At 71.3% G+C, this 16,135-nt stretch carries 2 protein-coding genes; both read left to right on the forward strand.

The window, feature by feature from the left end; translation table 11 throughout:
• On the forward strand, positions 1-8,836 hold an 8,836-nt coding region (locus J5X86_RS49305), incomplete at its 5' end, for a type I polyketide synthase (RefSeq protein ID WP_208523108.1).
• 57 nt (positions 8,837-8,893) lie between these two features.
• Positions 8,894-16,135: type I polyketide synthase (locus tag J5X86_RS49310; RefSeq protein WP_208523109.1), on the forward strand; the 7,242-nt coding region annotated here is incomplete at its 3' end.

A 16,135-nucleotide genomic window follows, 5' to 3' on the forward strand; every position in this document is an offset into this window, starting at 1 on the left:
CCCCGGCGTCGACTTCGCCGGACACTCCGGACACGTCGACACCATCAAAAACCAGCTACACCACCTACTCAACGGCGTCACCACCTCCCCCGGCAACATCGCCTGGATGTCCACCGTCGACGCCGACTGGACCAACCCCACACACATCGACGCCCACTACTGGTACCGCAACCTCCGCGACACCGTCCGCTTCGAAGAAGCCACCCGAGCCCTCCTCACCCACGGCTACCGCACCTTCATCGAAGTCAGCACCCACCCCCTCCTGACCACCGCCATCCAGGACACCACCGAAACCCTCCCCGACACACCCGCCACCATCACCGGCACCCTCCGCCGCGACGACGGCGGCCCCGACCGCGTCCTCACGAGCCTCGCGGAGCTCTCCACCGCCGGAATTCCGGTCCACTGGCCCACCGCGTACGCCGGAACCACACCCTCCCAAGTCCCCCTGCCCACCTACCCCTTCCAGCACCAGCACTACTGGCTGGCCGCCACCGGCCACCACGGGGACGTCGGTTCCGTGGGACTGCGTGACGCGGCGCACCCGCTGCTGGGGGCCGTGGTCAGCGTGCCGGACACCGGAGGGGTGCTGCTCACCGGGCGGCTGGCACCGTCGGCGCAGTCCTGGCTGGCCGACCACATGCTGTCCGGCGTCGCCCTGGTGCCGGGTACGGCGATCGTGGAACTGGCCGTACGGGCCGGGGACGAGACGGGCACGCCGGTGCTGGAGGAGCTGGTCCTCGGTCAGCCGATGCTTCTCCCCGAGGACGGCTCGCTTCAAGTGCAGGTCCTGGTCGGCGCTGCCGAGGACGACGAGCGCCGTGCGGTGCGTGTCTACTCCCGCGGCGACGAGTCCGAGCCCTGGGTCGAGCACGCCTCCGGCATCCTGTCCGCGCAGGCGCTCGTTCCTGTCGAGGCAGAGCTGCAGTGGCCGCCCACCGGGGCGGAACCCGTTGCCCTGGAGGGCTTCTACGGCCGCCTGGCCCAGGCAGGATACGAGTACGGTCCGGTGTTCCGCGGGCTCACCGCAGCGTGGACCCGCGGCGATGATGTGTTCGCCGAGATCACCCTCGGCGAGGACCAGCACGACCTCGCGGGCCGCTTCGGGATCCATCCGGCGTTGCTGGACGCGGCGCTGCACGCGAGCAACTTCTGCCCGGGCAACGAGCCCGGCGGCGGGACGTATCTGCCGTTCTCCTGGAACGGCGTGCAGTTGCACGCCGACGGCGCCACCGCCCTGCGGGTGCGGGTCACCTCCACCGGGCCGGACAATCTGTCCCTGCACGCGACCGATCCGCACGGGGTGCCCGTGGTGACCGTCGGCTCGCTGGTGCTCAGGGAGACCACCGCGGAGCAGCTCCGCACCACATCGGCCGCGTCTGCCACGTCCACCGCGGACTCCCAGTTCACCGTGGAGTGGACCGAACATCCCCTGGCCCGGCACGAGGTGGCGTGGGCGGCGCTGGATACCGTGCAGGACGACGCTACGTGGCCGCCGGTGGTCGTCGCCGACACCCGGGCGTACGCCGCGCAGGACGGCGGGCTGCCGGACGAGGGCGGACTACAGGAGGACGGCGAACTACCGGAGCGCGCCCGTGAGCTGACCGGCCGGGCACTGGCCGCGATACAGCGTCTGATCAGCGACGACGGACTCGCCGACAGCCGCCTGATGCTGCTCACCCGGGGTGGCATGGCGGTGCACGACGACACCGAGGTCACCGATCCGGCCGCCGCCGCGGTGTGGGGCCTGGTGCGCGCCGCGCAGGCCGAGCACCCGGGCCGGGTGTGCGTGATCGACACCGACGACCGGTCGGCCGAGGCCCTGCCCACCGCGCTGGCCACGGAGGAACCTCAGCTCGCGCTGCGTGGCGGAACCGCGTGGGTGCCCCGCCTGGTGCGAGCGCGCCCGGGACTGGCGGTCCCGGCGGCCGTGGCGTGGCATCTGGACGTCACCGAACACGGCACGCTGGAGAACCTCGCCCTGGTGCCCCATCCTCGGGCGGAGGCGCCGCTGGAGGCGGGCCAGGTGCGGATCGCGGTGCGCGCCGCCGGCCAGAACTTCCGCGATGTGCTCATCGCCCTCGGCATGTACGAGGCGGAGATCGGCACCGAGGGCGCCGGCGTGGTGACCGAGGTAGGCCCCGGCGTGGCGGACCTGACCGTGGGCGACCGTGTGATGGGCATGTTGCCCGGTTCGTTCGGGCCGCTGGTGGTGGCGGACCGGCGGACGGTGGTGCGGATGCCGCGCGACTGGTCGTTCACGGCGGCGGCCGGGGTACCGGTGGCCTATCTCACCGCGCTGTACGCGTTGCGGGATCTGGGCGATGTCCAGCCGGGTGAGACGGTGCTGGTGCACGCCGCCGCCGGTGGTGTCGGCATGGCCGCCGTACACCTCGCCCACCACTTCGGCGCCACCGTCCTCGCGACCGCCCACCCGGCCAAACACCACAGCCTGGAACAGCTCGGGGTGCCCACGGAACGACGCGCCTCCAGCCGCGACCTCGCCTACGCCCGCACCTTCCCGACCGCCGACATCGTCCTCAACTCCCTCACCGGCGAACACATCGATGCCTCGCTCAGGCTCCTGGCCCCCGGCGGCCGTTTCATCGAGATGGGCCGCACCGACATCCGGGACGTGGACGAGGTGCGCGCGTCCCATCCGGACCGGACATATCGCGCGTTCGACCTGGGCGCGGACGCTGGGCCGGACCGCATTCAGGAGCTGCTGGTCGAGCTGGTGGACCTGTTCGAGCAGGGCCTGATCCCTCCGCTGCCCACCCGGCCGTGGGAGATCATCCGCGCCCCCGACGCGTTCCGTTGGATGAGCCAGGGCCGCCACACCGGCAAGATCGTGCTCACCCTCCCCCGCACCCCCGACCCCGAGGGCACCGTGCTGATCACCGGCGGCACCGGCACCCTCGGCACCGCCATCACCCGCCACCTCGTCACCCACCACGGCGTACGCAACCTGGTCCTCGCCAGCCGCCAGGGGCCAAACGCCCCCGGCGCGGCCGACCTCCACGACGAACTGACCGCACTGGGCGCACAGGTACGAATCACCGCCTGCGATATCGCCGACCGCGGCCAACTCGCCGCGCTCCTCGCCGACATCCCGTCCGACCACCCTCTCACCGGCATCGTGCACACCGCCGGCACCCTCGCCGACGGCACCCTCACCACACTCGACCCCGACCGCATCGACACCGTCTTCCGCCCCAAGGTCGACGCCGTCACCCACCTGCACGACCTCACCCGCGACCAGGACCTGGCCCTCTTCGCCGTGTACTCCTCCGCCGCCGGAATCCTCGGCAACGCGGGTCAGGCCAACTACGCCGCCGCCAACACCTTCCTCGACGCCTTCGTACAGCAGCGGCGCGCGGCGGGGCTCGCCGGGCTGTCACTGGCCTGGGGCCTGTGGGCGGAGACCAGCGACCTGTCGGCCGCGCTGATCACGGCCAATCGGGATCGCACCCAACACGGTGTCGTCCGCCCGATGGCCACCGAGCACGCTCTGAGCCTCTTCGACTCCGCCCTCGGCCTGGGGCTGTCCCTGGTGGTACCGGCGAAGCTGGACCCGGGCGCGCACGAGTCCGCCGCGGGCGCTGTGTCGCCGCTGCTCACCGGCCTCCTCCACCCGACCCGGCGCACCCTGCGGTCCACGGCGGGCCAATCCGGCGAAGGCGGTCTCACGGCCCGGCTGGCGGCGCTGTCCGAGGCCGACCAGCACCGACTGCTGCTGGACCTGGTACGGGACCATACGGCGACCGTGCTCGGACACGCCGGGAAGGACGCCGTGGACGCCAGGCGCGCGTTCAGCGAGATCGGGGTCGACTCGCTCATCGCGGTGGAACTGCGCAACCGGCTCGCCGGCGCGACCGGGCTGCGGCTGCCCGCGACGGTCGTGTTCGACTACGCGACACCGGAGGCGATGGCCGGGCATCTGCGGTCCGTGGTGGCCGGAGACACAGCCGCCCCTGCCTCCCCGTCGACGTCGGCAGTGGCGCCCGCTTCCGCGGTGGCCCCGGCGGACGACCCGGTGGCCATCGTGTCGATGAACTGCCGGCTGCCCGGCAAGGTCACCGGCCCCGGGGAGCTGTGGGATCTGGTGTCCCAGGGCCGGGACGCGATCGGCCCGTTCCCCACGGACCGCGGCTGGGACGTGGAGACGCTGTTCGACCTCGATCCGGACGCCGTGGGCAAGTCCTACGTACGCGAGGGCGGTTTCCTCACCGGCGCCGGCGACTTCGACGCCGAGTTCTTCGGCATCTCGCCGCGTGAGGCGCTGGCGATGGATCCGCAGCAGCGCCTGCTCGCCGAGACCTCATGGGAGCTGTTCGAGCAGGCGGGCATCGACCCGGTGTCCGTGCGCGGACAGGCCATCGGGGTGTTCGCCGGGGTCATCGACCAGGGGTACATCGCCCACTCCGAGGCGCCCCCGCCGGAGTTGGAGGGCTACCTGATGACCGGCAGCACCACGAGTGTGGCCTCCGGCCGAGTGGCCTACCTGCTGGGCCTCGAAGGCCCCGCGGTGACGGTGGACACGGCGTGCTCGTCGTCGCTGGTGGCGCTGCATCTGGCCGTGCAGGCGCTGCGGGCGGGTGAGTGCTCGATGGCCATCACCGGTGGCGTGACGGTGATCGCCAAGCCCGGCGGTTTCATCAGCTTCTCCCGCCAGCGCGGGCTCGCGCCGGATGGCCGCAGCAAGTCCTTCAGCGAGGGCGCCGACGGCACCACCTTCAGCGAGGGCATCGGTCTGGTGTTGCTGGAACGGCTCTCCGACGCCCGCCGCAACGGGCACGAGGTGCTGGCCGTGGTCCGTGGCACGGCGGTGAACCAGGACGGGGCGAGCAACGGCCTCACCGCGCCGAACGGGCCCTCCCAGCAGCGAGTGATACGGCAGGCCCTGTCCAACGCCGGGCTGACAGTGGCCGACGTGGACGCCGTCGAGGCACACGGCACCGGCACCGCCCTCGGCGACCCCATCGAGGCCCAGGCACTCCTGGCCACCTACGGCCAGGACCGGCCGGGGGACGAACCGCTGTGGCTCGGCTCGCTGAAGTCCAACATCGGCCACACCCAGGCCGCCGCGGGCATCGCGGGCCTCATCAAGATGGTGCTGGCGATGCGGCAGGGCACGCTTCCGCGATCCCTGCACGCCGACGAACCCACCACCAAGGTCGACTGGACGTCAGGCGCGGTGTCGCTGCTGACCGAGGCCCGACCCTGGCCGGAGACGGGACACCCCCGCCGCGCCGGAATCTCCTCCTTCGGCATCAGCGGGACGAACGCACACGTGATCCTCGAACAGGGGCCGGAGGTGGCTGTGCCCGCAACGGAGGCGGGCGATGCGGGCGCTCCTGGGCTGGTGGCCACGGGCGACGTGGTGCCGTGGGTGCTCTCCGCCAAGAGCCCCGCGGCGCTGCGGGCCCAGGCGAAGCGTCTGGTCAGCCACCTGGAATCCGGGGACGCTCCGAATGCGGTGGACGTGGGCTGGACGCTGGCCACCACCCGGGCGGCATTGGAACACCGCGCGGTCATCCTCGCCACCGACACCGAAGACGGCATCACCACCGCCCGCGCCCTGGCAGAGGGGCGGCCTGACCCGCTCCTGGTCACCGGGCAGACCGGGACGGACGGCAAGACCGTGTTCGTCTTCCCCGGCCAGGGGGCCCAGTGGGTGGGCATGGGGGCACAGCTCCTCGACACCTCCCCCGTCTTCGCAGCTCGCTTGAACGAATGCGCCGAGGCCCTGGCCCCGTATGTCGACTGGTCGCTGATGGACGTCATCACCGGCACTCCCGACGCCCCTTCGCTCGACCGTGTCGATGTCGTACAGCCCGCCACCTTCGCCGTCGTCGTCTCCCTGGCCGCACTCTGGCAATCCACCGGCATCCACCCCGACGCCGTCATCGGCCACTCCCAAGGCGAAATCGCCGCCGCCTGCGTCGCCGGACACCTCACCCTCACCAACGCCACCAAAATCGTCGCCCTACGCAGCCAGACCATCGCCCACCACCTCGCCGGACACGGCGGCATGATGTCCGTCCTCGCCTCGCGGGAACAGGTCGAGGAAGCCCTCACCCCGTGGCACGGCAAACTCTGGATCGCCGCACACAACAGCCCCAACGCCACCGTCATCGCCGGCGACACCGACGCCCTGCACCAACTCCACGCCCACTACACCGACCACGGCATCAGGGCCCGCATCATCCCCGTCGACTACGCCTCCCACACCGGACACGTCGACACCATCAAAAACGAACTCCACCAGACCCTGGCCGACACCACCACCGAGCCCGGCACCATCCCCTGGCTCTCCACCGTCACCGGACAGTGGATCGAACCCGACACCGTCGACAGCGGCTACTGGTACCGCAACCTCCGCCAGACCGTGCAGTTCCACACCGCCATCACCACCCTCGCCCACGAGGGCTACCGCACCTTCATAGAAGTTAGCCCCCACCCCGTCCTCACCACCGCCATCCAAGAAACCCTCGAAGCCAACGACACCTCCAGCACCACCATCACCGGCACCCTCCGCCGCGACGACGACACCCCCACCCGCTTCCTCACCAACCTCGCCCACCTCACCACCCACGGCCACACCCCCGACTGGACCACCCTCTACTCCGCCACCCACCCCCACCCCACGCCCCTCCCCACCTACGCCTTCCAACACCACCACTACTGGCTCACGCCGTCCGAGGTGCCGGAGGCGGTGGCCGACGGTGTGTTCTGGGACGCCGTGGAGCGGGGCGACCTCTCCTCCTTGGCCGATTCACTCGGTGTCGAGGAGAAGACGCTGGAGCCCGTGCTGCCGGGGTTGACGTCGTGGCGGCGCCGCAATCAGGACCAGTCCACCGTGGACACCTGGTCGTATCGCATCGCCTGGGATCCGGTGGCGACCGGGGAGGCGCCCGTACTGCCGGGAGCGTGGCTGGTGGCCGTGGCCTCACCGCAGGTGAGCGACGCCGCGGTGACGGACGTGGTGGCCGCACTGGCCGCGCACGGTGCCGATCCCGTGGTGGTCGAGATGGACACGGTGGAACAGGCGGAGGTGACCGCGCGCCTGCGGGAGCGGATCTCCGATTCCGATGACGAGTACGCCGGAGTGGTGTCCCTGCTGGCGTGGGACGAGCGCACCTGCGAACCCGGCACCCTCTCCCGGGGCGTGGCGGCCACAGTGGCGCTGATGCAGGCCGTGGAGGAGATCGGGCTCGCCGCTCCCCTGTGGTGCCTGACGCGTGGCGCGGTCGCCGTGCGTGAGCCCTCCGAGGTGACCAGTGAGTTCCAGCCGCTGGCCTGGGGAATGGGCGTGGTGCAGGGGCTGGATCAGCCGTCCACCTGGGGCGGGATCGTGGATCTGCCGCGGACGCCGGACGAGACGGCCCTTGTCCGGTTGTGCTCGGTGCTTGCCGGAGTGGACGGGGAGGACCAGGTCGCGGTGCGCGCGTCGGGGGTGTTCGCCCGGCGGATGCGGCGCGAACCGGTGACGTCGGCACCCGCGTGGCAGCCACGGGACACGGTGCTGATCACCGGCGGCACCGGCGGGCTCGGTTCGTACGTGGGCCGTTGGGCCGCGGGTCACGGCGCCCGGCATGTGGTGCTGCTCAGCCGTCAGGGTGCACAGGCGCCGGGCGCGGCGGAGCTGGAGGCCGAACTGACCGCACTGGGCGCGGATGTGACCATCGCGGCGTGTGATGTGACCGACCGGGACCAGCTCGCGGCCGTCCTGGCGGAGATCCCGGATGACGCGCCGCTGTCGGCCGTGGTCCACGCCGCGGGGCTGGCGCTGCCGGAGAAGCCGCTGTCGAAGATGACACTCGCCGAATTCACCGACATCGGCCAGGCGAAGATCGCCGGTGCGCGGCATCTCGACGACCTGTTGGGGGAACGGGAGTTGGACGCCTTCGTCCTGTTCTCGTCCGGAGCGGCGGCCTGGGGCAGCGGCGGCCAGAGCGCCTACGCCGCCGGCAACGCCTACCTCGACGGGCTGGCACAGCGCCGCCGCGCACGGGGGCTGGCGGCCACGTCGGTGGCGTGGGGCGCCTGGGGCGGTGGCCTTGGCACGATCGACGAGGTGATGGGCGCGCAGTGGCGCCGTACGGGTCTGATGACCATGGACCCGCGGCTGGCGGCGCTGGCGATGGCACACACCGTGGGCAGCGGCACCGTCCACGGGGTGGTGGCCGACATCGACTGGGAACGGTTCGCCCCCGGCTACACCATGGCCCGGTTCCGGCCACTGCTGCGGGGACTGCCCGATGTCATCGACCTGCTCACCGAGGACACACACGAGGACGGCGCGGGACAGACGGAGCTGATCGCGCGGCTGGCCGGGCTGAGCCCCGAGGATCAGGAGCGGCTGCTCACCGAGCTGGTGCAGGCCGAGGCCGCGGCCGTACTCGGACACGTGAGCGCCGACGCCACCGGGGACCGTCCGTTCAGCGAGATCGGATTCGACTCGCTGACGGCGGTGGAGCTGCGCAACCGCCTCAATGCCGGCACGGGGCTGAGGCTGCCCGCGACGATGGTGTTCGACCACCCGCGGCCCAGTGTGCTGGCACGCCGTATCCGCACCGAACTCGGCCAGACCGACACCTCGTCGGTGGACTCGGTGCTGGCCGAGCTGGAGCGGCTGGAAGCACATTTGGCGGCGCTGCCGAAGGAGAAGATCGAACGCGCCCGGATCACCTCGCGGCTCCAGCGGATGACCACCAAGGTCGCCGAGATCGAGGCCGTCGGCGCGGGCGGCGAAACCGTCACCGAACGGCTCGACACGGCGAACGCCGACGACGTGTTCGCCTTCATCGACCAGGAGTTCGGCGTGGACTGATTCCCCGTCTCGTCTCCGCTCACCGATTTCACCCACGAGGCTCTTGGCGAGGTCCAGATGGCGAATGACGAAAAGCTCCTCAACTACCTCAAGCGGGTTACCGCCGACCTGCACCAGACGCGGGAACGGTTGCGCAAGGCCGAGGCGGCGACGGAGGAGCCGATCGCCATCGTCGGCATGGGCTGCCGCTTCCCGGGCGGCGTGACCACCCCGGACGGGCTGTGGGATCTGGTGGCCGACGGCCGGGACGCGATCGCCGGGTTTCCGGAGGACCGCGGCTGGAACCTGGAGAACCTCTTCGACGCCGACCCTGACTCCGTCGGCACCTCCTATGTGCGCGAGGGCGGTTTCCTCACCGACGCGGCGGAGTTCGACGCCGAGTTCTTCGGCATCTCCCCGCGTGAGGCGCTGGCCACCGATCCGCAGCAGCGGCTGCTGCTGGAGACCGCGTGGGAGACCCTCGAGCACGCGGGAATCGACCCGAGTTCGCTGGAGGACAGCGACGTCGGCGTGTTCACCGGCCTGGCCAACGGCGACTACGCGCTGACCGTGGACCAGGTGCCGGAAGGGTTCGAGGGGTATCTGGGTCTTGGTGGCGCGGGCAGCATCGCGTCCGGCCGTATCTCGTACTCGCTCGGTCTGCTCGGCCCGGCGGTCACTCTGGACACCGGGTGCTCCTCGTCCCTCGTGGCGATGCACTTGGCCAGTTATGCGCTCCGGTCCGGGGAGTGCTCCATGGCGCTCGCCGGTGGGGTGATGGTGATGGCGACCCCCGGCGGCTTCGTCGGATTCTCCCGGCAGCGGGGGCTGGCACGCGACGGGCGCTGCAAGTCCTTCGGTGAGGGCGCGGACGGCACCAACTGGTCCGAGGGTGTCGGTCTTGTGCTGCTGGAGCGGCTGTCGGACGCCCACCGCAACGGCCACCCGGTACTCGCGGTCATCCGTGGCACGGCCGTCAACCAGGACGGCGCCTCCAACGGCATCACCGCGCCCAACGGCCCGTCCCAGGAACGGGTGATCCGGCAGGCGCTGGCGAACGCCGGACTGTCGCTGGCCGATGTGGACGCGGTGGAGGCCCACGGCACGGGCACGAGTCTCGGCGACCCGATCGAGGCCCAGGCACTCCTGGCCACCTACGGTCAGAATCGCCCGGAGGATCAGCCTCTGTGGCTGGGCTCCATCAAGTCCAACATCGGCCATACCCAGGCCGCTGCGGGGGTCGCGGGCGTCATCAAGATGGTCCAGGCCATGCGGCACGGCGTACTGCCGAAGACGCTGCACGCCGACGAGCCCACCAGCAAGGTCGACTGGACGTCAGGTGCGGTGTCGCTACTGTCCGAGGCCCGGCCCTGGCCGGAGACGGGACACCTCCGCCGCGCCGGAATCTCGTCCTTCGGCGTCAGTGGGACGAACGCACACGTGGTCCTGGAGCAGGCGCCGCCGGACGCGGCTGTGCCCGACGCAGAGGCGAGCGACGCGGGCACTCCTGGGCTCGTGGCCACGGGCGGCGTGGTGCCGTGGGTGCTGTCCGCCAAGAGCCCTGCGGCGCTGCGGGCCCAGGCGAAGCGTCTCGTCAGCCACCTGGAATCCGGGGACGCTCCGAATGCGGTGGACGTGGGCTGGACGCTGGCCACCACCCGGGCGGCATTGGAACACCGCGCGGTCATCTTCGCCACCGACACCGAACACGGCACGGCCACCGCCCGGGCTCTGGCGGAGGGACGGCCTGACCCGCTCCTGGTCACCGGACAGACCGGAACAGACGGCAAGACCGTGTTCATCTTCCCCGGCCAAGGCGCCCAATGGGCGGGCATGGGGGCACAGCTCCTCAACACCTCCCCCGTCTTCGCCGCCCGGCTGCGCGAGTGCGCCGAGGCCCTGGCCCCGTATACCGACTGGTCGCTGATGGACGTCATCACCGGCGCGCCCGACGCCCCATCGCTCGACCGCGTCGACGTCGTACAGCCCGCCACCTTCGCCGTCGTCGTCTCCCTCGCCGCACTCTGGCAATCCACCGGCATCCACCCCGACGCCGTCATCGGCCACTCGCAAGGTGAGATCGCCGCCGCCTGCGTCGCCGGACACCTCACCCTCACCAACGCCGCCAAAATCGTCGCCCTACGCAGCCAGACCATCGCCCACCACCTCGCCGGACACGGCGGCATGATGTCCCTCGCCACCCCCGCCGACACCATCGACCTCACCAACTGGCACGACAAACTCTGGATCGCCGCACACAACAGCCCCAACGCCACCGTCATCGCAGGCGACACCGACGCCCTGCACCAACTCCACACCCACTACACCGACCAGGGCATCAGGGCCCGCATCATCCCCGTCGACTACGCCTCCCACACCGGACACGTCGACACCATCAAAAACCAGCTACAACACGCACTCGACGGCATCACCCTCGAACCCGGCACCATCCCCTGGCTCTCCACCGTCACCGGACAGTGGATCGAACCCAACACCGTCGACGACAGCTACTGGTACCGCAACCTCCGCCAGACCGTACAGTTCGACGCCACCATCACCACCCTCGCCGACCAGGGCTACCGCACCTTCATAGAAATCAGCCCCCACCCCGTCCTCACCACCGCCATCCAAGAAACCCTCGAAACACACAACACCCCCAACGCCACCATCACCGGCACCCTCCGCCGCGACGACGACACCCCCACCCGCCTCCTCACCAACCTCGCCCAACTCTCCACCAACGGAACACCCGTCAACTGGCCCACCCTCTTCACGGGCTCACAGCCCACCCGCATCCCCCTCCCCACCTACCCCTTCCAACACCACCACTACTGGCTCCCCCGCAACACCAACGCAGGCGACATCGCCTCGGCCGGTCTTCACGACCCCGCGCACCCGCTGCTCACCGCCGCCGTCCACCTCCCCGACACCGGTGGCACCGTTCTCACCGGGCGCCTCTCCCTGACCACCCACCCCTGGCTGGCCGACCACAGCGTGTCCGGCGCCGTCCTCCTCCCCGGCGCCGCGATGGCCGAACTCGCCATCCGGGCCGGAGACGAGACCGACACCCCCACCCTGGAAGAGCTGGTCATCGAGCAGCCACTGGCGCTGCCGGACAGTGGCTTCCTGGACATCCGGGTGGTCGTGGGCGGCCCTGACGAGTCCGGGCGTCGGGACGTACGCATCTACTCCCGCGCCGAAGAAGAAACCGCGCAGTGGACGGAGCACGCCACCGGCACGCTGGCTCAGGACACCACGGCTCCTCCGTCGCCCGCCGTCGCCGAATGGCCACCCGCCGGTGCCGAGGCGGTGACCGTCGAGGGCCTGTACGAGCAGATGGCCGAGGGGGGCTATGACTACGGGCCGACCTTCCAGGGCCTGAAGGCGGTATGGACCCGCGACGGCGAAGTGGGCGAGGTGTTCGCGGAGGCCGCGCTGCCGGAGGAGCAGACGGAGGCCGCCGGCCGGTTCGGCATCCACCCGGCACTGCTGGACGCCGCATTGCACGCGAGCAACTACTGCCTGCCCGGGGAGCCCGGTAGCCGCATGCTGCTGCCGTTCGCGTGGAACGACATACGCCTGCACGCCACCGGTGCCACGTCGGTGCGCGTACACGCCCGTTACACCGAGGACGGCGGGCTCTCCGTGGTCCTGGTGGACGCGGCCGGCGGGCTGGTCGCGTCGATCGGTTCGCTGGTTCTGCGGGAGGTCGACGCGGCGCAGCTCGAAGCGTTGACCTCCGCGTCGGTGAACGACGCACTCTGGACGGTCACTTGGACCGAACACACCGCCACCACGGACGAGATCCGGTGGGGCACCGTCGGGGACGTCTCACCCGTCCTCGCCGCCGCCGAAGCCCCGGCCTTCGCCGATGTCACAGAGATCGCCACGGCGCCCGCCACCGGGATGGTCACGGAGATCGCCGGGGCCGAGGACCCGCCCGCGCTGATCGTCGCCGACACCACCGTATGGGAGTCCCGGGACGCCGACCCCATCACGCGGGCGCGGGAGCTGACCACGCGGGCACTGGACCTGTTGCAGCGGTGGGTGACGCTGCCCGAGCTGTCGGAAACACGGCTGGCGGTCCTCACGCGCGGCGCGATGGCCGTACACGACTCGGCCGAGGTCACCGACCCCGCCGCGGCGGCGATCTGGGGTCTGGTCCGCTCGGCCCAGTCCGAACACCCCGGCCGCGTCCACCTCATCGACACCGACGGCCACTCGGACCACGCACTGCGCAGCGCACTGCCCACCGCACTCACCACCGACCAGCCCCAACTGGCCCTCCGCGACAACGCCCTCTGGGCGCCCCGGCTCACCGCCGCAGCACCCGCCGGCACACCAGCCCAGCCACTCCCCCTCAATCCCGAGGGCACCGTTCTCATCACCGGCGGCACCGGCACCCTCGGCGCCCTCACCGCCCGCCACCTCATCACCCACCACGGCGCCCGGCACCTGCTGCTCACCAGCCGCCAGGGACCCGACGCCCCCGGCGCCACAGACCTCACCGCCGAACTCACCGAACTCGGCGCACACGTCCGCATCACCGCCTGCGACACCGCCGACCGCGACCAACTCGCCGCCCTCCTCGCCGACATCCCGGCCGACCACCCCCTCACCGCCGTCATCCACACCGCCGGAACCCTCGACGACGGCACCCTCACCGCACTCGACCCCGACCGCATCGGCACCGTCTTCCGCCCCAAGGTCGACGCCGTCACCCATCTCCACGACCTCACCCGCGACCACGACCTGGCCGCCTTCGTCATCTACTCCTCCGCCACCGGCACCCTCGGCACCCCCGGTCAGGCCAACTACGCCGCCGCCAACACCTACGCCGACGCGCTCGTCCACCAACGCCACGCCGCCGGGCTCCCCGCCACCTCCCTCGCCTGGGGTCTATGGGAAACCACCAGCACCCTCACCGCCACCATGAACACCGAGGACCGCCGGCGCACCCACCGCGGCGGCGTCGCCCCCCTCACCGACGACGAGGGGCTCGCCCTCCTCGACACGGCCCTCACCGCCACCCACCACCCCCACCTCGTCCCGATCAAGATCAGCCCGGCCTCCCTGCGGGCCGATGACACGGCGCAGCCCGTTCCCCCGCTCCTCCGCCACCTCGTACGACGCCCCACGCGCCGCACGGCCCACACACCGGCCCCCGCCGACACGCTGTCGCTCACTCAACGGCTGGCCGCCCTCGACCACGGCGAACGGCTACGGCACCTCATCGAGCTCGTCCGCACCGAGGCGGCCGCCGTGCTCGGACACCCGACGATCGACAGCATCGGGCCGGACCAGCCCTTCCGGGACGCCGGGTTCGACTCGCTGACGGCGGTGGAACTGCGCAACCGCCTCAATACGGCCACGGGACTGCGGCTCCCCGCGACCGTGGTGTTCGACTACCCGACCTCGGCGATCACCGCCGGGTATCTGCGGGACGAGCTGTTCGGCTCGACGGAGGCGGCCCCGGCCGCCGTCGCCGGTCCGGGGGCCGACGCGGACGACCCCGTGGTCGTCGTCGGCATGGCCTGCCGACTCCCCGGACGGGTGACCGACCCGGACGGGCTGTGGCGGCTGGTGGCCGACGGGGAGGACGGCATCGGGGCGTTCCCCACCGACCGCGGCTGGGATCTGGACACGCTGTTCGACCCCGACCCGGACCGGGTGGGCGCGACCTACGTCCGCGAGGGCGGGTTCGTGGCGGGGGCCACCGAGTTCGACGCGGACTTCTTCGGCATCTCCCCGCGTGAGGCCGTGGCGATGGACCCGCAGCAACGGCTGCTGCTGGAGACCGCGTGGGAGACCTTCGAGCAGGCCGGTATCGCCCCGCGGTCGGTGCAGGGCAGCGACACCGGCGTGTTCGCCGGGGTCATCTACCACGACTACGGGACGAACGCCGGTGAGCTGCCCGAGGGCTCGGAGACCTATCTGAGCACGGGCAAATCGGGGAGTGTGGTGTCCGGGCGGGTGGCCTACGCACTGGGCCTGACCGGTCCCGCGGTGACGGTCGACACGGCGTGCTCCTCCTCGCTGGTGGCCATCCACTGGGCGGCCAAGGCGGTGCGGGAGGGCGAGTGCTCGATGGCCCTGGCCGGGGGCGTGACGGTGATGTCGACCCCGGACGGGTTCGTAAGCTTCTCGCACCAGCGCGGGCTCGCCCCCGATGGCCGCAGCAAGTCCTTCGGTGAGGGTGCCGACGGCACCACCTTCAGCGAGGGCGTCGGTCTCGTGCTGCTGGAACGGCTCTCCGACGCCCACCGCAACGGTCACGAGGTGCTGGCCGTGATCCGCGGTACGGCGGTCAACCAGGACGGCGCCAGCAACGGCCTCACCGCCCCCAACGGCCCCTCCCAACAGCGGGTGATACGGCAAGCACTCGCGAACGCCGGGCTGTCGCCCTCCGACATCGACGCCGTCGAAGCCCACGGCACCGGCACCGCCCTCGGCGACCCCATCGAAGCCCAGGCCCTCCTGGCCACCTACGGCCAGGACCGCCCCGCCGACCAGCCCCTCTGGCTGGGCTCACTGAAGTCCAACATCGGCCACACCCAGGCCGCCGCGGGCATCGCGGGCGTCATCAAGATGATCCAGGCCATGCGGCACGGCATGCTGCCCAGGACACTCCACGCCGACGAGCCCACCACCAAGGTCGACTGGACATCGGGCGCGGTGTCCCTGCTGACCGAGGCCCGCCCCTGGCCGGAGACCGGCCACCCACGCCGCGCCGGGATCTCCTCCTTCGGCGTCAGCGGCACCAACGCCCATCTCGTCCTCGAACAGGCCCCGGAAGACGCGGCCACCGCACCGGAAATCACGGAGCCGGAGGCTCCCGGGCTGGTGGCCACGGGCGGCGCGGTGCCGTGGGTGCTGTCCGCCAAGAGCCCCACGGCCCTGCGGGTGCAGGCCGAACGCCTGATCGCCCACCTTCACACCCACCCCGAGACCGACCCGGTGGACATGGGCTGGTCACTGGCCACCAGCCGCGCCGCCCTGGAACACCGCGCGGTCGTCCTCGCCACCGATCTCGACCAGGCGACCGCCGCCCTCACCGCTCTCAGCGAGGGGCAGCCGCACCCCAGCCTGGTCACCGGGGAGACGGGCAGCGACGGCAAGACCGTCTTCGTCTTCCCCGGCCAGGGCGCCCAATGGCAAGGCATGGGAGCCCAACTCCTCAACACCTCACCCGCCTTCGCCACCCGCCTCCACGAATGCGCCGACGCCCTCGCCCCCTACACCGACTGGAACCTCATCGACGTCATCACCGGCGCACCCCACGCCCCTTCACTCAACCGCGTCGACGTCCTGCAACCCACC

The sequence above is a fragment of the Streptomyces sp. NEAU-YJ-81 genome, assembly GCF_017592595.1.
GTDB classification, from domain to species: Bacteria; Actinomycetota; Actinomycetes; order Streptomycetales; family Streptomycetaceae; genus Streptomyces; species Streptomyces hygroscopicus_B.